A 17890-nucleotide genomic window follows, 5' to 3' on the forward strand; every position below is an offset into this window, starting at 1 on the left:
CCCGCAGCTTCAGTCGCTGCAGACGGTCGGACGATCAGATCCCGGCTATGAGCGGCTCGGTCGGGTCAATGAATCGGACTTCACGATGTGCGTACTTGCCCGTAGCAATGATTGATCGAAACTTGCTCTCAAGCTGGCTGCGGAGCAGCGCATGTGGCGCCCTGCGCTTAGAGAACTCCCTATTCCCCACCATGGCCGTTTCACGGTCTTGCGCCTGCAGGTCAAGGACGAACTCATCAATCATGGCCAGGCCAGTACCTTGCGCCAACGCGATCCGCTCGGCGCCAAGCGCGGCGGGATGGGCAGCTCCAAACTTATCCGCGACTGCCGTGATCCATGATTGGTAGAAGCCGCTGGCAAGCGCGTGCCATTCCCGCAGGCACCATCCCAGCGACCAGAGGTCACTGCCGAAGTCAATGCCACTGAGGTATGGCGCGGCCTCATGCTCGGAGAACTCCAGCGCCTTGTTAAAGCATGCGGCAGCGAATGGAGAGGTCCGCTCGTCTGGAAGTCGTGCGATGCGAAGGGTCCTCGGGTTGAAGGCCGTCTCGAAATCGATGAAGCGGACAGTCAGAGACGACAGTTCGATCGTCGCCGACTGGAAGGGGTGTGCCAAAGAGCTCTTCCTTGGCAGTTCCAGGCACAGATTGCGATCGTAGATATCGTTGTGCACGACACCGAACTCGCTGAGCTTCTCCAGCCCAATGAGCGTCTGGCGCGTGACTGCCGCAAGAAACTCCGGCTGCGCAAAGATGGGGATAGGCCACTGCTCGACGACACTTGTAGGACACCAGCTCAGCCAAGCCTCAAGATTGGGACCGCAATCGAGCGTCTCCATCAAGTCAAGCCGAGACCCTTCGCCGGCATATGTTCCACGCAGCCATCCGACATGCTGCCTCAGGCCTTGCCGCTTGTCACCGTCCGCACGGCCTATGTAGTGCAGGTTCAGCGATTCATTTTCTTCCCAGCGATCGTCGCCCTTGCTAAATCGCTTGCGGAAGAAGTATCCCCCGTTGCCGTCGGCGATGCGAACCACAGTGCTCCGACCCGCGCCCTCAGGAACTTTCGACAGTCCGCCCTCCGCCAAACGCCACCATTCCAACGCCCTGGCAGCCGCCTTATCGATCGTTCCTGCTCGCGGAGTCAGTTGTTGCAAAACGATGCGTCGAGCAACTCGTCTTGCCCAATCTTGATCAGCGGGGCTCGGCTTCCACGCAGTCGGGTGCTCATCCGGCTCTCTAGGCGCCGCGCCAGAGGGCGGAGCAGCCGAGGCCTGGGCAGCCATGTCGCTGAGCTGAAGCTCCAGAGCGCCCCCTGACGAGCCCCTGTTCTGATCAGAACGGATGGTCGGCGATTGCGCCGCAGTGCGCGCGGCCAACATCGCTCGAATACGCGCTGCTTCCGCCTCGGCGGCCTCGCGACGTCGGTCAGCCTCAACAGGCTGGGGTCGGAGCTTGGCAGCGGCGGCATCAGCGCTGCCGAGTACCGCGCCCTGTGGCTGCGCCCCAGAAGCGTCGTCCGCGCCAAGTGCAGTGGCGCTGGTTGCAACCGCTGCTGATTGAACAGTTCCACCACCCGGCTTAGGTGAGAAAACTCGGGGCTTCTTTACCTGAACTTCAATGGTGCGGGACTTGCCACTGGGGGCAGAGCCATCGGCCCAGCCGGACTGCTTCTTAACGAGGGTGATCTTCTTGCGATCTGCGCCAGCGGTGCCATGGGCGGCCCTGAGATGATCAAGCAATCGCTCCTTGTCGGCCTCAGTTAGCTGCTCTTGCGCCGACCCCTTTCTGACGCCAGCAGCAGCCAACTGTTCCATCAGCGTGGCCACCGGCTTACTCAACTCGGAGGCAAACTGGGCGACGGTAGTACGTGACATTGCGGGTGCGTTGGATGTGCTGGCGGGAAACTAACATTCTCTTTGACGGCCGCGCTCTCGGCCGCCCGGTCTTGGCTTCAGAGGAATTTCTTCAGCCGTTCGGCCATCGCTCGCTTGCGATACGCAACGGTTGCCTCCGAGACGCGATTCAACGCTGCAATCTCCTTCTGTTGAAGATCGGAATCCTGCAGCAGCAAATCCAGAACAGCTTGATCAATAGGATCAAGCGCTGATCGGAACGCGTCTAGCGCGGCCACCAAGCTGCGGTCCCCCTCCGAGAATTCGTCCGCGAAATCCAGTAGGTTGCCAGTGCTGTCGACCGGCCAATCGGTCTCGTTCAGCGGGCGAATCCCGCCGATCAAGGCTGCCCGAAGTTCAGGATTCCTGGCTGCTCTCTTGGGATCCGCAGCGCGTTGCAGGGCTTGGCTCACATCATGGAGGTAGTGCTGCACCAGCCGCCTCACGTAGCCCTCCAACCCACCATCGCCATCGTTGCGAAAGCCACCAACGACCGCGGTCAGGAAGGTGGCTCGGTCCTTCGCCTTCAGCGCGTTGGCCTCCAAGAATCCGTTTGCCATAGCGCTGGCGGGCTGTTGCTTGATAACCGGACTGCCATGCCGGCGGATCTCCTCGCTCACGAGCTTGGTCAGGAGATCGCCCTTCAGAAGATGAGTGTTGCCGTCGCTCGCGCTGGACCACACAGCGCCGGCCAACGCCTTCGCGATGCGGCTCCGCAGCAGGGGACGACCAGGGTTGGTCGCGCCCATGGCGTTGTACTCAAGCACGAGCGTGCGCAGTTCCTCCCAGTTCATTGGAGCTCCCCCTCCTGTTGCGTTCTATCAGGCTCAACGCCCTTGCCACCTTGCGTGCCAATGACGAGGGCGCGTGACTTGTTGGCGGCCGACCTGCGCCGCCGGGCGCGCTGGCTACGGCGGCGCCTGGTGATTTTTGCAGGCGCCTCGTCACTTGTGCTGCGACCATGGGGATAGAGCAAGGACCAGAGCGTCAGGCGATTGGGCCAGTCCCAAGCAATCTGTGCCTCCGGTGCCGCCATCGACATCAGAATATGCAGGGCAGCCAAGACCGCGTAGAGCTCCGCGACCCAAGCGCGACCAACGGCGTTACGCAGCAGCAGGCAGACGATGAGGGCCAGTTTGAGGCCAGGCCAGATGACGGGCGCCGGCACATCCGCGCCCTGGCAAATCGCGTGCGGCGAGTTGCCGTGCAGGTGAACCAGCGCTCCAATCAGCAGCTGGAGCAGGTTGACGAGTGCCGGCTTGGCGGCCAGGTGGAACTTGGACATGACATGGCGTTCATAGTGGGTCATGCCCGGGTAGTCTTGCTAACGCCCCGTCAATTCAATGTCCGACGGCTTGCTACACGCAGAAGTTGGACTCACCCAGGACAGGGATGGTCTAAGAGCGGACGATCTGTCGTGAGATGGCGTCGCACATGGTGCATTTGTCTATTTAATTGAGCTGCATTGCTTGATAAAAGTGCGCCACAAGATCGCCATGCAGGGATGGGATGCCAACAGATTTCGATATTCAAGTCGCAATTGCGGCTTTGTTCATGCTGCAAAAGCAGCCCAAGGGCCGACGTCGGGCGATGCTGCAGGAACTCGTGCAGCTGTGGCAGTTGCATCTGGGGCCGGGCCTCGCAGATGAGGTGTTAGGCGTTTGGAAGAAGGCCAGTCCGTCGGCGGCCACAACCTTGGCGACGCTAGCAAAGGACATCGATCCCGACAGCGAGGCCGCCCTGCGCATCACGGACCAACTGGAAGAATTGGCCCGCTTGGGCATCGAGGGGGATCCGTTTGCTGACGGCCTAGACCTTGTGGACGATCTCCAGGTGGCAATCCGCACGAAGGCCAGCGTCGAAGGCCCGAAGACTCAACTGGTCAACGGCAACCTGCGCGTGCAACGGTTGAACGGGCGCAGGCTCCGACCGATCGCGGATGGCGAGAAGCCAGCCGATCCACAACTGGAGCTGGCGGTGCAAGCGTCGGTGAAGGCAATTGGTCGCGCGCCAGAGCCTGCCGAGAAACGCGGCGAAGCTGGCTACGAGCTGCTGCCGATCTGGTTTGGTACTGATCGCCAGAACTCGGCAACCGCGATGGAGCGCGCACGATTTGGGGCACAGCGTAGCAACTCCGGTGTTGCCTATGGCATGGCCATGGTTTCCATCCCGAAGACGCATCGACAAGGCGAGATTGAGCGGCCAGCCAAGTGGTGGAACGTGTTCGGCGACGACACGGAGTACGCCGCCTCTCACATCGTCATTCACTCTGTCGACACGGTGAACAAGGCCGCCTGGGTCGCAAAGCTGGCCGATGAGGAGCCAGCCGATGGCCTGCTGTTCATCCATGGCTACAACACGTCGTTCGACGAGGCAATCTGGCGGACGGCCCAGTTGGCGCACGACCTGAACTTCCCCGGACAAGCTTTTTGCTTCTCCTGGGCGTCTGTCGCCAAGCTGCGTGGATATCCTGACGACGAGGCGACGATCGATTGGTCGACGGCCAATCTGCAGGAGTTCTTGAGCTCGGTGTGTGCTGATCTGGGCTTGAAGCGGTTGCACGTCATCGCCCACAGCATGGGCAACCGGGCCTTCTTGGCGGTGCTGGAGAAGTGGCAGCAACAGCAGCAGGGCACGCGCATCAGTCAGATCGTCCTCGCGGCCCCCGACATCGACGCGGACCGCTTTCGGCAGATTTCCGCCGTGTTCAACCAGTTCGACCAGGTGACCCTCTATGCATCCAAGCGTGATCGGGCGATCTGGCTGTCCAGGGGGGTGCATGGCAAGCCGAGAGCCGGGGACTCGGACCCTCCGCTGGTCACCCCCCATCTCGCCACCGTGGATGTGACGAAGGCAGGAGGCGGTTTGCTTGAGCTCGCCCACAGCTACTTTGCCGATGTGAAGGCGGTGTTCGACGACCTTATCTGCGTGATCAACGACGGCAAGACGCCTCAGGATAGAGACTGGCTACAGAAAGTAGAGCCCAATGGGCACTACGAACTCGTGTAGGACACGCCCGGTAGCGCGACGCGCAGCATGACGACATGCAGGGGACGCAGGAGAGAAGATGATGTGCTCAAGTTGTCAATTTTCACGACACCCCCAGATGCATAGCCGCCATCAGCACTCCGCACGTTGTGAGGGGCATGGGCTGCATGGTATGTTCCGTGCTACAGGGAGGCGAAAAATCGCCCCCCCACAAAGCCAATATTCAGGGATAGAATCCTCGGTTAACCCCATGATGGATGCCTACTATGCACACCAAGTTGCTTAGGTTGCAGGATGTTCTGGGGCCCGAGGATCTCGCTCAGCTTCGAGCTGCAGCCCAGCAGAGCCTTGGGGCTCCGGCTGGAGCGCTAGTCTCAGTGCCGCTTGCGGCGTTCCGCAAGCTGGAAGCTGCGGTGGATCAGCGCTTTGAACCTCAACTAGAAGCTGTTCGCCAAGCGGAGCGCATGCCCTCGGCTGACGCCGTGAAGCTTCGAATTCGCTGACGCAGTTGCAGGAAGCCCACTCGCCTGAACCCGGGAGAGTGGGCAACCGCTATTGGTTGATCCGATTTGACGCCAACCGCGTTCCAGCGGAACTCCTGTCGGAGATCTTGCAGCGAGCCGCCCCCGACAACGCGATCTACGCCGACTCGCTACCCGAGAAGCGGGGCCGTCCCTGGGACGAGGTGTTCCAGCACTTCGTTCAGCTTCAGTGCGTCACGCTGCTGATCCAGTGCGGGATCACCGACCCGGACTACCTCGACGAGCACGCTGCGTTCTACGCCAAGCAACACAAAGACGTGTCGCGCCGGTGCATACGCGTCCATGGCTTCGTGCTTGATGCACCGCCGAATGGCGAAGACCCACAGGCGGTTCTCGAGTTCCTGGACAGCGCCGTCCGAACTGAGCGCGCATACCTTGGGTTCGCGACGCTGAGACCCTTGCGTCACGCTCGCGTCGGCGCCTCGATCCTGACGGCGCCGGACACCGTGACGGTCAGGGACTTCTTTCCGGTTCACATCGGCGGCAACAACTTCCACGTCGACGGCACGCCCTTCCTGCAGCAGGACAGCGCTGTGGGGGCCTGCGCGCAGGCCAGCATCTGGATGGCACTTCGTGCAATGCGCCGGCGCTTTGGCAACGCGGCCTACAGCGTTGCCGAACTCACCGTGGCGGCCACCCGGTTCCTGGCGCTAGATCGCGTGTTCCCTGGCCGTGATGGACTGGAAATCTCGCAAATGCTTGAGGCCATCCGCTTCACTGGCCACGACCCGCTGCACCTGGACCTCAGTCGATCGCGCAAGAAGAAAATCGCCGAAGCGCGCAGTCACGCCGAAGAGGTCATCAGCAGGGCTGGCCCTTACATCGAGTCGGGCCTGCCTGTGATTCTGGCACTGGAGTTCGAGCATGCAGGGCACTCGCTGGTAGCGGTGGGGCGAGCAGTCGACTCGCTCACCCTCGCTGATACGCGCTCGCAGAAGCGGCCGAATTTCCGCAATGCAGAGGACTGGTTGGTAGAGTTGATCGTCCACAACGACAACACCGGCCCCTACATGCGAATGACCGAGCGGTCGACAGCAGATCCCGACGAGGAGTACACGCTCGACGACGTCGTCAGCCTCATCGTGCCCCTGCCAGATGCCGTCTTCACAACAGCCGCAGAAGCACGCGAGCTGGGCGCAAAGACACTCGAGTTGATGTCGATGTACTTCTGGGGCTCGTTTGTTAGCGAAGAGCCAGGGGCCCCTCCCGACTTTGACAATCTCCCAGCCGTGCCGCAGCACGAGGAGGTCACAGCACGGATTTACCTGTGCAAGCGCCACGATTTCCGGCGCTGGGTCAAAGACGTGTCCGACCTGGATCCGGGCATGCGCCAGATCTACCGCACGATGGAACTGCCGGCGCTCATCTGGGTCGTCGAGTTGCACCTGGCAGACCACTACAACCCCAAGGACCGCGCATCGAGCAGGTGTGGAGAGATCCTGCTTGACGCCGCGGCCGATGCGCTGCATGGCGATGGGCTAATTGCAGCACGCATCACCGGGCATCTTTTCCCGGACACGATCGTCGCCAACTATCAGATGCTCTTCGTTGACTCGTCGACCAAACCAGGCTTCAAGGTCGTGCAGGCAGGCCAGTTGGGTCAAGCCCTATGGGAGCCCTGGCGAACAGACGATCACTGAGCGCCGCATCGTCGAGGCCGTCAACCATATGCGCCGAAGGGGCTGGAAGAGGCCGCTACGGCAACGCGCTGGCCTCGGCACCCTCGATCCTCCAGCTCAGCTGCCGCGCCAGTTTCCGGGCGTTGTCCCGATCTTTCGCCGAAAAGTCTCCGTGAAATGGGATTGGCTGGAGAAGCCAACGGAGCCTGCGATTTCAGCAAGAGGGGTGCCCGGCTCCGCCTTCAGCCTCTTGCAAGCCGCGTCGATGCGTTGCTCGACGACAAAGGCATGAGGCGTCACGCCGAACGCTGCTTTGAAGCTGCGGGAGAAGTGCGTAGCGCTCATCTGTAAAGTGGCCGCCAAGTCCTCCAGCGCCAGCGCCTCGACGAGGTGCTGATCGATGTACTCAAGGATTCGCTTTCGCTCCGCAACGGACAGGCCCACACGGCGAGGCGGATTTGACGGGTGATGGGCCCCGTGCTCCTCGATGAGCAAGCCCAACATTGCCATCGATATTCCCTCGGCATACAGCCGTCCGCGAGGACTCCTGCCCGAGGCCTCAGCCCACAGCGCCACCGCCAGGTCGGTCAGTCGATGGTCATACATCTCATGGGTTGTCGCAAACCTGAAACCGGCCCCTTCCGCATGCAGCAGCCGGTTCACCATTGCCGTCGGAAACTGGATGCTCAGAACCTCCCCCAACTCGCCATCCCAGTTCGCCTGATCAATCGCGTGGTCCGGGCTGTAGAGCTCGAACATTGATGGCGCCGAATACAGGTAGCGCGCGGAACGGCCAGACGCATACCTGCGCTTCCCACGCCCCTTTACAGCAATGGCGAGCGTCGGGAAGAAGTGCTGGAGATCCTTGACCTCCGCATCGGCGGGGAGGATCACCATCTCCATCGGCAGACCGGACCACGAAGGATGCGTGACGGCTACAGGGCGGCGGAACAACTCCCTGTCCGCCCCCGAAATCTCGCTGCAACTTCCCCAAGCGGTTTCCATGCGCCTCCGGTAGTGAACTGCCTACTTAGGCCAACAAAATGCACTTTAGTGCCTGATCGCACTGCAGCCACCCGGGAAAACACCGGCTGGCGCAAGGTTGGATTTCGACAAACACCAATGGGATTTCGATATATGGCCGAGACCGCGCTCCCTACTATCCACTCCCATCGGGACCGAGAAAAAGCACTTTAGTGCGTATCCATGCTTGGATCCCGATGCATACAAGACATTAGGAGACAAGCTTGGAAAGCATTCTGAGAACCCGCGCCCGCCTTCAGGCGCTGGCGCCAACCACCGCGCTTTGTGCCGTCGCCGCAGCCATGCTGAGCGGCTGCTTTGGAGGGGATTCGTCGCCGCCGACGGAGGCCGCAGCCGCGCCGCTCACCTGCGATGACACGCTCAAAACGAGCTTCAAGCCTGATGCGAACACGAGCGTGGTCGCAGTCAAGGCGTTCAAGAAGGGCGACGCCTTGGTCGTCAGTGGCACCGCACCCGCTGGCACACCCGTGGCCGCCAACGACGTGTGCATGGTCAAGCTCAACGTCGGGCCCGGCAACTCGGGACCGGACGGCGCGCCATCGACGTCCCCAGGCATAGGGATCGAGGTCTGGCTTCCCGCCAAGACTGCTTGGAACTCGCGTGTGCACGCGCTCGGCGGTGGCGGTTGGCAAGGCGGCCCCGCTGGCAGTGCGACAGCGATTGCAAGCACCGACGCCGCAGGTGTTGCCGGCAACGAAGGCGCCGTGTCGTCCACCACGGATACCGGCCACGCATCGCTCGCCGGCGGCTCCTTTGCGATGAACCCGGACGGGACCATCAACAAGACTCTGTGGACTGACTTCGCCGTTCGAGGCATCCACGAGCAAGCCGTCAAGACAAAGGCGCTGGCCACGGCCTACTACGGTACCGCCCCCAAGTATTCGTACTGGGAGGGCGGATCGACGGGTGGTCGCCAGGGCTTGAACCTCGCGCAGAACAACCCGACAGACTACGACGGCATCATCGCCAACTACCCGGCCATCAACTGGAGCCGGTTCATCACGGCCGAACTGTTCCCGCAAATCGTCTTCCAACGCGATCTCGGCGGCGTTCCGCTGACTGCTGCACAGCAGGACCTGGTCTCCAACGCCGCCATCGCATCGTGTGACGTGGTCGGCGGCCAGCATCTCGGCTATGTGCTCGACCCGTCGTCCTGCAACTATGACCCGACAGCAGACGTGAGCGTCCAGTGCACGTCGGACGGCGGCACGAATGCAACCAGTGCCTGCGTCACGAAAGTTCAGGCAGCAGCACTCAACAAGATCTGGTACGGGATGACCGCTGATGGCTCGGCGCCCTCGCCGGCGACCGACAACGGCTGGACGGGCGCATCCTCCTCTGCGCTGCTCGGCTCTGGAAATCACCGTTGGTACGGGCTGACACGCGGCACGTCGTTGTACGGAGCGATCTTCTCCACCTTCGGCTTGAACGGCCTGGCCAGTCCCAACGGCGCGTTCCCCATCTCTTCGGATCAGGTCGCGCTGGAGTTGCAAAACCCCACCATCGGTGACCCGTCGTTCGTCAACGCCACGGGCAACGGACAGTCGCTTTGGAAGCAGTTGAGCTACGCCCAACTCAACAACGCCTATGACCGCGGGGTGACGCTTCAACCGCAATTCGGGAACATCAACACCGACAACCCGGACCTCTCCGCATTCAAGAACCGTGGCGGCAAGTTGCTGACTTGGCACGGCCTCGCCGATGAGTTGATCATGCCGCAGGGTACTGTCAACTACTACAACAGCGTCGTCGCCAAGACGGGCACGCTGAGCGATGTCCAGAGCTTCTATCGCCTCTACCTGGTACCAGGTGCAGGCCATGGCACCCCGAACGGCACATCGAATCCCACCGCTGACGTTCCGAACTTCGCGCCGGGCCAGCTTTACAGCGCGCTCACTGCTTGGGTGGAAAAGGGCACTGCGCCGGACACGCAGACGCTGGCCAGCATGACTGGGAAGACTCGTCCCGTCTGCGTGTACCCCAAGAAGATCACGTACACGAGCGGGGATGTCGGCCTGGCCGCGAGCTACACCTGCTCCTGAGAAAGAGCTGCCTGCGAGCCATGAGATGAGCAGGCGGTTCAAGGTCGATCGACCTGAACCCCTGCTCTGACGGCCCACTCAACGGCATTCCCCCACTGAGGCGCCCGTCCTGTGATGGCGCGCCCACCGATCCCTCCTCCGTAGGGTGCCAACGACGCCCGGCACAGCAGGCGACGTTGCGCGATATCCGGCCAGTTCACCAACCAGGTGAGCAGCCCCTTGTCTTAGCGACTTTTCAACCAACGGAGTAATCCATGTTCAAGCACCTGCTCGCATCGATCCTCGCGGCTGTTCTCGCAGTCGCCATGCCCATTGCTTCCGCTCAAGAGCGAGGAACCAAGGAAGAAGCCAAGGCGATGACTGAGGCCGCCGCCGCACATGTCAAGAAGGTTGGCGCCGAGAAGGCCTTCCACGACTTCAACAACGACAAGGCCACCTGGACCAAGAAGGACCTCTACATCGTCGCCTTCGACTTTGCCGGCAACTGCCTGGCTCACGGCACCAACGAGAAGCTCGTCGGCAAGAACTTGATCGAGCTGAAGGACCAAACAGGCAAGCTGTTCACCAAGGCCATCATCGAAACCGGCAAGGCCGGGGCCGGCTGGACGGACTATGAATGGGTCCATCCGGTGACCAAGAAGCTCGAGCTGAAGTCCACGTACTCCATGCGTGTGCAAGGCGTGGAAGCTGTGGTCGGCGTGGGCGCCTATCGCTGATCTGCCGCAGGCTGGTCATCGCAAGGAATGCCGATGAGATTTCAACTAGATAGCCTTTCCCTAGGGCAGAAGCTGGCGTTGGGGCCGCTGTTGGTGACTATCTTCCTGTGCGTAGTCACCGCTTCGAGTGCAGTCGGAAATCTGCGCACGCGAGACGTCGTCAAGGACCTGGCTGAGTCGAAGCTGGCGCGGATTGCAAGCACAGGTGCATTGGCTGAGCGGCTGGCGAATCTGAACAGCATGTTCATGCAGAGCCTCGCGTGGGAGGGTGTCGGCCTCAAAGCCGAAACCATCGCAGGGCTCGACAAGAAGATCCTTCTCGAACTGGCTGAGATCGAGACGGGAATGGGCGCCGTTCCAGCCTTGGCCGAGCCCATGAAGACCTACAGGACCGGCGTGAAGGACACGCTGGACATGAAGACGATGGGTCTCGCGTCAGCCTACGGAATGATGTCCCGCGCCGAGAAGTCCTATGGCGAGCTTCGCCGAGCACTCGCCGAGATCACGGACTCGAACGTCAAGGCAGGTTCTGATCAAGCCAATGTGGCAGCAGAAGCCGTGACGACCACGTTGACGCTCGCGTTCACCCTGACCGCAGTGGCTGTGGTTGCTTCCGTGGTCACCACCTGGTGGATCACGAGGAACACGCTCGCGCCACTACGCAGGGCTGTCGAGGTGGCGCAGACCGTCGCCTCTGGCGATCTGACGTCACGCATTGATGCGCGCGGGCGTGACGAGACCAGCCAGCTGATGCGCTCCCTTGGCGAAATGAACGCCAGCCTTGTGGATCTCGTCGAGCGGGTCAGGGAGTCGTCCGACTCCATCGCTACAGGTACAGCGGAGATTGCTTCCGGCAATGCCGATCTGAGCATGCGCACCGAGCAGCAAGCAGCAAGCCTGGAGGAAACCGCGGCATCAATGGAGGAGTTGACCGCCACGGTGAAGAACAACTCTGAGAAGGCTGCCACCGCCGCTCAACTTGCTGAGAGCGCCTGCGCCGTGGCTGAACAAGGCGGCCGAGCGTTCGGGCAGGTGGTGAGCACCATGCATGAAATCAGCGCGGCATCGACGCGGATCGCCGACATCGTGGGCGTGATCGACGGCATCGCCTTCCAGACCAACATCCTCGCTTTGAACGCCGCAGTCGAAGCTGCGCGGGCAGGCGAGCATGGCCGCGGATTTGCAGTTGTGGCGGCTGAGGTGCGCGCCCTCGCACAACGCTCCGGCACTGCAGCTCGCGAGATCAAAGGCCTCATCACCTCAAGCGTCTCTTGCGTCGAGTCCGGCGGCCGCCTCGTCGACGAAGCCGGCACCTCGATGGGCGAAATCGTCACACAGGTCAAGCGAGTCAACGACCTGATCGGCGACATCAAGTACTCCACCGAAGAACAGGCGCGGGGCATCGCGGAGATCAACGAGGCCGTCGTAGCACTGGACCAGGTCACCCAACAGAACGCCGCGCTGGTTGAGCAATGTGCAGCCGCGTCGGACGGCCTGCAGCAGCAAGCGAATCAGATGGTCGCCGCCATCAGCACGTTCAAGACCGGCTAGCAGCGCCTGCCCTCCCCTTTGAACACCTCAGCGAGGGTCTCTCAGCGCGTACTGAGACCCCTCGGCGTGAGCGATCACGCCCCTTTTTTCCCTTCCCTCCCATCAACTAAACGGAGACATCGCCATGAAGAAACAACGCCACATGATCAACCTGCTCTCGTCTTGCGCAGGCGCCGCCTGCGTCCTGATGGCCAGCAATAGCCACGCGCAGAACGTCACCATCTACGGCCTCCTGGATGCTTCCGTGGAGCATCTGAGCTCGACGGCTGCCGGTGGCTCCCTGAACCGCATGCCAGGCCTCACCAGTGGCTTCCCTTCCCGTCTGGGCTTCCGCGGCACCGAGGACCTGGGTGGCGGCCTGAAGGCCTCCTTCACGCTGGAGCAAGGCTTCGGTGTCGACGTTGGCACGTTCAACCAGGGCGGCCGTGCCTGGGGTCGTCAGGCCTTCGTTGCCCTGTCCGGCTCCTGGGGCACGGTGAGCCTGGGCCGCCAGTACTCCATGATGTTCTGGTCGCAAGTCGACGCAGACATCCTCGGCCCGGCGATGTACGGCACCAGTTCGCTCGACAGCTACCAGCCCAACGCACGCGCTGACAACTCCATCGCTTACCGGGGCACCTTCGACGGCCTGACTGTGGGTGCCACGTACAGCTTCGGTCGCGACGCCGTCAACGCTGGCCCAAGCCCCTCCGGCACCAACTGCGCCGGCGAGAACAGCTCGGACAGCTCGGCATGCCGCCAGTGGTCCGTCCTGCTGAAGTACGACGCGGGCACCTGGGGCGCGACCGCGGCCATTGATGAGATGCGCGGCGGTGCTGGCGCCTTCGGCGGCCTGACGCTCAGCTCGATGAAGGATCGCCGCTCCACGGTGACTGCATGGTTCAAGCCCACCGCTGACCTGAAGCTCGGCGCCGGCCTGATCGCTCGCAAGAACGACGGCAGCGCCACTACCCTGAAGAGCAACCTCTGGTACGCAGGCGCGTCATACAGCATCACTCCCGCGTGGGTGATCGACGGCGAGGCGTTCAAGCTGGACTACAAGGACAGCGCCAATGGAGCAACGCTGTATGCGGCTCGCGCCAGCTACCTCTTCTCCAAGCGCACGACCGCCTACGCCATGGTGGGTCACATCGCGAACGATGGAACGCTGGCTGTCAGCGTGAGCGCGGGCGCTGCAGGCGGTGCGCCTGCGGCGGGCGGCTCGCAGAGCGGTCTGGCTCTGGGTCTGCGTCACTCGTTCTGACGCATTGAGCTGAAGGATCTGGGCGGCGACCACGCCGTCCAGCCTTGCAACACTGGCAACTGGCTGCGAGCTTGCTGCAGCACAGTTGCCGATTCTTCAGGCTTCGGTACCTTTGATCAGCATCGACTCAGGCGTCTTGCCCTCCGCGAGTGCCTCGACGAACCAGGCTGGACGCTTTCCGCGGCCGGTCCATGTAAGGCCGGTGACGTCTTGGTACTTCGGGACGCCAGAGCCCTTCTTCGCTGCTTTCGCCACTTTGGCGCGAGTAGCGCGGGCAGAAGGCGCCGCCTTCGCTTTGCGGGCTTGGGCTGCGAACAGTTCTTCAGCCGTCAAGCCGTAGTGCGCAACGGCCTCTTGGATGCGTGCGATGACGCCAAGCCGCTCCTTCTGCTTCAGGGCGTCTGCTTCGACTTGCAACTTACCAATTTGCGCGAGCAGCTGCTTCAAGTTCTTCGCCATCAACGTCTCCAAGAAAACAGCCGCCATGGTAACGGCGACCTCAAGGCCTATCTCGCAGTCGCGGGAGATGACCAGACGCCCTCATCGACGGCACACCAAGCCTGACGAGCAGCTGGTTGATCTCCACCATCTTGGATGAAAGGAAAGTCGGGATGACGTCCTGGAACATTGGCCTGGAGGGCCGGCAATGGACAGGTGAAGAGCTATCCACCAGAGAAGATGCGATCCCCGCGGGAATAGAGCTGATCCGGGGCCAGATCCTTTGGTCCGAAGACGAGCGCCTCACGCTGCTCGCCATGCTCCTCGAGATCGTTGGCGCCAGGGCTGCGGTGAGGATGGGCAGCCCTGACATCTGGAGACGTGCGTTGGAAGAGGTCAACAACGCGTCAGCCACGATCGCTCGGCGCTCTGGTGCCAGGGATCGCGAGTCGATGCAGATTGACTAGATCCATTCGACATAGCCCGCAAATCGCGCCATAACGCCGAGCGATTTACATAGCCCGGCAGCCTGCCACAGAATGGAAGACGCACGGCCCAGGCGACATGGTGGGCCATCGAAGGTTCCGACATGGTCAACCGAGAGCGCAGTCAGCCAACTTTTCGCAAGGCGCTGCGTCATTGCGGGATCGCGGCTTTCGAATGGCTTACTCGCAAGCCGACACCGGAGCGTGCGGAGGTCCATGAGCAGTTGCTACACACGCTGCCGGACAGCCCGGCAGTTTTTGGCGTCTACGCTTTCTGGATGCTGGCTCTTCCAGGGCTCGCCCTCTACTTCAACGGGTCAGCCTGGGGAGCGTGGCTTCTGGTCATTCAGAGCCTCGTGAATCTAGCGCTACTTCGACTTCAGATCACATATGCCAGGGCGCTTGCGACGCATACACGACCACCTCGAGAAGCCGTGCTGTTCGTCAGAACTGTCTGGTATCTCGGATTGATGTTGTCGATCTGTTTGTCGTACGTAGAAGGGCATGTGGTCTTGATCGCGTTGGCCACGGGATCCGCCATGACGTTCTGCGGCTACACGTGGAGTCGCATGGCGGCTTTCCCGCGGCTCGCCCTCTTGATACTCACAGTCAACTGGATCTTCGTTGCGATGGGCTGCTATCTGACGCCGGTGCCCGGCTTCAAAGTGCTGCTCTTCTTCGTTCTTCCCGGCTTAGTGGCTTCCATAGCCACACTGAAGATGGAGCATGAAAAGTTGCTGTTCATTGTTCGTGCGCAGTACGAGCAACGTCGACTGGCTACGCACGATCCATTGACAGAGTTGGGCAACCGCTTGCTCCTCGGCGAGCGCCTTGACGAGCTGTGCCGCCTTGCGGTCTCAAGGCAGTCCCAGTCCGGGTTTGCGCTGCTTGCCCTGGATCTCGACGGGTTCAAATCCGTCAACGACACGAAGGGGCATGCTGCAGGTGATCGGCTGCTGCAGAGGGTTGCTGCAAGGCTTCAAGAGTCAGCGCGTTCCATTGACTTGGTTGCGCGCTTAGGTGGCGACGAGTTTGTGCTCGTGTTATCAGGCATGTCTGAGGATCACGCCAAAGAGGTCGCTCGCCGAGTGATGGATGCAGTGCAAGAGCCCGTTGAGGTGAAGCCTGGCTCACTCGTCATCCCTCGCACGAGCATCGGAATCGCCATGGCTCCTCGCGATGGCGCGTGGCCGGATGACATCATGAAGGCGGCAGATCGAGCGCTATACGCAGCCAAGGATGCAGGCAAAGGTCGTTGGGCGACTTCACAAGGTGAAGTAGAGCAGGCTCGCACCTAAACTCCTCTGCCAGTCTGCACGGGGAGGCTGATCAGAGCGTGGACAAAGGCGACTACCTTGAGTACGCGAATCGTGGTTGGAACCTGGCAAGCCGAACCGACAGCGCTGGCACCGATGCCAACAAGATTCTCAAGCTCCTTGAGGAGATTGAAGCTTTCTATCCACGACGCTGATTGCGCATGCCGATGTCAGCGTCCCTCAGACCAAGCCGGGGGCGTGGTCATCCGGCACGCAATGCCGCGTGGGCGTCCGCCGCCTTGGGCACGGCGTCCAAGCGATCGGGCCCCGCCAAACCCAGCAGGTCGCGCACCGCGCCGTCGACCGGATGAGGCCGGATCAGCTTCCCGACCAGTACCTCCACCGGCGTCAGCCCATTCAGCAGGTCGGTCATACCGGCGAGAAAGCCGTAGAGATCGGTCGGACTGAGGCCCGTCAAGCGGGCCAGGATCTGCTGAAGCGGTGCGCCGGCTACGCCAGGCCAAGCCTGGAACGCCGGGTACTCTCGGCAGAGCCCACGTCCCGGACGCAGCACCGAGAACAGCTCGCCGGCGCGCTCGCGCTGCCGCACGGTCTCATCGCTTGGACTACCTAGAGAACTTCCCAGCTCCACGGCGTAAAAGCCACGCATGGGATCGTCGCCAAGTATTTCGGGCATTGCGGCGCCGACGGCAGCTTGGGTTTGCATGTGGTTTCTCCACGGTCGTTCCTGCCGACGCGAGCCATCTCATCCATGAGCGCGCTCCCTGGCCAGAGCCGCCATGCCTTCGGCAAGGCACTTTGCCTCGTGCGCGTTGGCTTCCTCATGATTCTTGTAGCGGAAGACGCCCTTGGGGAACATCACACGGCCGCCAGCCAGTCTGGTGAGATCAGCATTGAACGCCACCGCTGAAGCTAGTGCGACTCCGCTCACTTCCATCGTCATGGGCGGCTCTCTGCGGACTCCAATTTCTCTCATTCTGCGACTTTCCTCGATCAGTTGGCGATGTGCGCCTCTCTTTGATCTCTCAGTCACACAGGAACCACCCGATCGGCCCAGTCCAGATCACTTCGGGACGGAAGCCCGCGGGCGCAAGCGCTGGTGAGCGTACGAAGAACGCACGCGTGATGGAGACCTTCATGCGCGAGTCGGTGAAGTCCTCAACATACCCCATGTAGCGCACACCATCGCGATCTTGGCAAACCGCACGTCCGCGCTCGCGCATGCGAGGCCACGCGGCCTGCGCTCTTAACTCTTCTGCCTCAGCTTTAGCTGCTGCAGCGACTTTTTTTTCCGCAAGGACCCGGTTCGGCACGAAACCCGCTCGCTGCAGCACGAGTTGGTAGTCGGGGCTCGGAGGCTGCACGGTCGGCTCTACGAAGATGATCTCCGTTGACGCCGAGCCGTCGTAGACCCAGGTCTTCAGCGCCACCGCGAAGAGGATCTTGTCCGGATCCTGGCGATCGTGGCAGAGCAGCTTGGCGTCAAAGTCGCCCTTCGAATGAAAACAAGCTCGCCGGAACCCTTCGGTCCACCGGCTCTCGGTGGCCGCGCCACCAGGCTTGCTGAACAACGTCAGCATCCGAATTCCGTCGCCAGGCTTAACCATCGGCCTCGGCAGGTACTTCGTGGTGTCGATGTTCACGGGCTCCGGGCCGTCCGCCCAGGCAAACGCCCAGCTCACCGGGTGATACCTCTCCAGCGGAGGTGTTGACGCGCAACCAGCCAGAAGTCCTGCGGCAAGTGCACACGTCAGCCAGCTGCCTGCCGCACCGCGCTTCAGCCGCTGGGCCACAACTGACGATCCAAGGTCACGAGATGAAGTCATCAATCCTCCTTGATGGCGAAGACCTGGCCGGGACGCCGGGCGCCTCGATGTAGAGATGTGCGAATTAGTGTGTGTTTGAATGAGTGTACTTTCGACAACCTTCCGGGGTGTCTCAGGCATCCCCCAAACCCCGATCGCGCGCCAAGGCTGTTGACGCTCGCGACCGACTGACCCAGGGTGCTCGTCCAATACTGACCCACTCCTGAAGGCTACCCGAGGGAGCCT

Annotated in this window: 17 protein-coding genes; 9 read left to right on the forward strand and 8 right to left on the reverse strand. The window is 61.8% G+C overall.

The genetic code is table 11. The features are described 5' to 3' along the window. Window positions 1-34: 34 nt before the first annotated feature. The 3 genes from AC1Q7O_RS26240 to AC1Q7O_RS26250 form a co-directional block, all read right to left on the reverse strand. On the reverse strand, window positions 35-1876 hold the full coding sequence (locus AC1Q7O_RS26240) for a translation initiation factor IF-2 N-terminal domain-containing protein (RefSeq protein WP_492662157.1): 1842 nt from the start codon (window positions 1874-1876) through the stop codon (window positions 35-37). A gap of 77 nt (window positions 1877-1953) precedes the next feature. Continuing rightward, entirely contained in the window at window positions 1954-2688 is a 735-nt protein-coding gene (locus tag AC1Q7O_RS26245; protein ID WP_492662158.1) for a hypothetical protein, read from the reverse strand. Beyond that, a complete protein-coding gene (locus AC1Q7O_RS26250) occupies window positions 2685-3203 on the reverse strand; it encodes a hypothetical protein (protein WP_492662159.1) in 519 nt (172 codons plus the stop codon). Before AC1Q7O_RS26250 ends, AC1Q7O_RS26245 begins: the two co-directional genes overlap by 4 nt. Window positions 3204-3403: 200 nt before the next feature. On the opposite strand from AC1Q7O_RS26250, the gene AC1Q7O_RS26255 reads away from it, so the two are divergent. Together AC1Q7O_RS26255 and AC1Q7O_RS26260 are read left to right on the forward strand one after the other, a co-directional pair. Then, the gene (locus AC1Q7O_RS26255) at window positions 3404-4903 is read left to right on the forward strand and encodes an alpha/beta hydrolase (RefSeq protein WP_492662160.1); all 1500 of its coding nucleotides are present in this window, start codon (window positions 3404-3406) and stop codon (window positions 4901-4903) included. Window positions 4904-5423: 520 nt separating this feature from the next. Beyond that, the gene (locus tag AC1Q7O_RS26260) at window positions 5424-7064 is read left to right on the forward strand and encodes a hypothetical protein (RefSeq protein ID WP_492662161.1); all 1641 of its coding nucleotides are present in this window, start codon (window positions 5424-5426) and stop codon (window positions 7062-7064) included. Window positions 7065-7160: 96 nt separating this feature from the next. On the opposite strand, the gene AC1Q7O_RS26265 is transcribed toward AC1Q7O_RS26260, so the two are convergent. Next, window positions 7161-7946 carry a helix-turn-helix domain-containing protein gene (locus tag AC1Q7O_RS26265; protein WP_492662771.1) on the reverse strand — a complete coding sequence of 262 codons (786 nt, stop codon included), beginning with the start codon at window positions 7944-7946 and terminating at the stop codon, window positions 7161-7163. A 344-nt stretch (window positions 7947-8290) separates the two neighbouring features. Here AC1Q7O_RS26265 and AC1Q7O_RS26270 point away from each other — a divergent pair, with 344 nt between their 5' ends. From AC1Q7O_RS26270 to AC1Q7O_RS26285, 4 genes are all read left to right on the forward strand, one after another. Beyond that, the gene (locus AC1Q7O_RS26270; protein ID WP_492662163.1) at window positions 8291-10129 is read left to right on the forward strand and encodes a tannase/feruloyl esterase family alpha/beta hydrolase; all 1839 of its coding nucleotides are present in this window, start codon (window positions 8291-8293) and stop codon (window positions 10127-10129) included. A 254-nt stretch (window positions 10130-10383) separates the two neighbouring features. Next, a complete protein-coding gene (locus AC1Q7O_RS26275) occupies window positions 10384-10845 on the forward strand; it encodes a cache domain-containing protein (RefSeq protein ID WP_492662164.1) in 462 nt (153 codons plus the stop codon). Between the two features lie 33 nt (window positions 10846-10878). Further along, on the forward strand, window positions 10879-12396 hold the full coding sequence (locus AC1Q7O_RS26280) for a methyl-accepting chemotaxis protein (RefSeq protein WP_492662165.1): 1518 nt from the start codon (window positions 10879-10881) through the stop codon (window positions 12394-12396). Window positions 12397-12520: 124 nt separating this feature from the next. Further along, window positions 12521-13639 carry a porin gene (locus AC1Q7O_RS26285; RefSeq protein ID WP_492662166.1) on the forward strand — a complete coding sequence of 373 codons (1119 nt, stop codon included), beginning with the start codon at window positions 12521-12523 and terminating at the stop codon, window positions 13637-13639. Window positions 13640-13735: 96 nt separating this feature from the next. Here AC1Q7O_RS26285 and AC1Q7O_RS26290 read toward each other — a convergent pair whose 3' ends face one another. Then, on the reverse strand, window positions 13736-14098 hold the full coding sequence (locus tag AC1Q7O_RS26290; protein ID WP_492662167.1) for an H-NS histone family protein: 363 nt from the start codon (window positions 14096-14098) through the stop codon (window positions 13736-13738). Between the two features lie 116 nt (window positions 14099-14214). Here AC1Q7O_RS26290 and AC1Q7O_RS26295 point away from each other — a divergent pair, with 116 nt between their 5' ends. The 3 genes from AC1Q7O_RS26295 (at window position 14215) to AC1Q7O_RS26305 (ending at window position 16033) form a co-directional block, all read left to right on the forward strand. Then, window positions 14215-14544 (forward strand): hypothetical protein, encoded by a 330-nt coding sequence (locus AC1Q7O_RS26295; RefSeq protein WP_492662168.1) that lies wholly within the window; start codon window positions 14215-14217, stop codon window positions 14542-14544. A gap of 122 nt (window positions 14545-14666) precedes the next feature. Further along, window positions 14667-15860 (forward strand): diguanylate cyclase domain-containing protein, encoded by a 1194-nt coding sequence (locus tag AC1Q7O_RS26300; protein WP_492662169.1) that lies wholly within the window; start codon window positions 14667-14669, stop codon window positions 15858-15860. Window positions 15861-15898: 38 nt separating this feature from the next. Beyond that, complete coding sequence (locus tag AC1Q7O_RS26305; protein ID WP_492662170.1) at window positions 15899-16033, forward strand: hypothetical protein; 135 nt, start codon at window positions 15899-15901, stop codon at window positions 16031-16033. A 47-nt stretch (window positions 16034-16080) separates the two neighbouring features. Here the strand turns inward: AC1Q7O_RS26305 and AC1Q7O_RS26310 are convergent, their stop codons facing one another. The 3 genes from AC1Q7O_RS26310 to AC1Q7O_RS26320 all read right to left on the reverse strand — a co-directional run bounded on the left by AC1Q7O_RS26310 (window position 16081) and on the right by AC1Q7O_RS26320 (window position 17482). Next, on the reverse strand, window positions 16081-16545 hold the full coding sequence (locus AC1Q7O_RS26310; RefSeq protein WP_492662171.1) for a hypothetical protein: 465 nt from the start codon (window positions 16543-16545) through the stop codon (window positions 16081-16083). Between the two features lie 39 nt (window positions 16546-16584). After that, on the reverse strand, window positions 16585-16782 hold the full coding sequence (locus AC1Q7O_RS26315) for a hypothetical protein (protein WP_492662172.1): 198 nt from the start codon (window positions 16780-16782) through the stop codon (window positions 16585-16587). Window positions 16783-16864: 82 nt separating this feature from the next. Beyond that, on the reverse strand, window positions 16865-17482 hold the full coding sequence (locus AC1Q7O_RS26320; protein ID WP_492662173.1) for a hypothetical protein: 618 nt from the start codon (window positions 17480-17482) through the stop codon (window positions 16865-16867). Between the last annotated feature and the right edge of the window lie 408 nt (window positions 17483-17890).

It is taken from the genome of Roseateles sp. GW823-FHT07B05 (assembly GCF_058794515.1).

Bases quoted from the DNA above. Each gene is read 5' to 3' on its own strand.
- AC1Q7O_RS26240 (WP_492662157.1), bottom strand. From the start codon at position 1,876: ATGTCACGTACTACCGTCGCCCAGTTTGCCTCCGAGTTGAGTAAGCCG.
- AC1Q7O_RS26245 (WP_492662158.1), bottom strand. From the start codon at position 2,688: ATGAACTGGGAGGAACTGCGCACGCTCGTGCTTGAGTACAACGCCATG.
- AC1Q7O_RS26250 (WP_492662159.1), bottom strand. From the start codon at position 3,203: ATGACCCACTATGAACGCCATGTCATGTCCAAGTTCCACCTGGCCGCC.
- AC1Q7O_RS26255 (WP_492662160.1), top strand. From the start codon at position 3,404: ATGCCAACAGATTTCGATATTCAAGTCGCAATTGCGGCTTTGTTCATG.
- AC1Q7O_RS26265 (WP_492662771.1), bottom strand. From the start codon at position 7,946: ATGGAGATGGTGATCCTCCCCGCCGATGCGGAGGTCAAGGATCTCCAG.
- AC1Q7O_RS26275 (WP_492662164.1), top strand. From the start codon at position 10,384: ATGTTCAAGCACCTGCTCGCATCGATCCTCGCGGCTGTTCTCGCAGTC.
- AC1Q7O_RS26280 (WP_492662165.1), top strand. From the start codon at position 10,879: ATGAGATTTCAACTAGATAGCCTTTCCCTAGGGCAGAAGCTGGCGTTG.
- AC1Q7O_RS26285 (WP_492662166.1), top strand. From the start codon at position 12,521: ATGAAGAAACAACGCCACATGATCAACCTGCTCTCGTCTTGCGCAGGC.
- AC1Q7O_RS26290 (WP_492662167.1), bottom strand. From the start codon at position 14,098: ATGGCGAAGAACTTGAAGCAGCTGCTCGCGCAAATTGGTAAGTTGCAA.
- AC1Q7O_RS26300 (WP_492662169.1), top strand. From the start codon at position 14,667: ATGGTCAACCGAGAGCGCAGTCAGCCAACTTTTCGCAAGGCGCTGCGT.
- AC1Q7O_RS26310 (WP_492662171.1), bottom strand. From the start codon at position 16,545: ATGCAAACCCAAGCTGCCGTCGGCGCCGCAATGCCCGAAATACTTGGC.
- AC1Q7O_RS26315 (WP_492662172.1), bottom strand. From the start codon at position 16,782: ATGACGATGGAAGTGAGCGGAGTCGCACTAGCTTCAGCGGTGGCGTTC.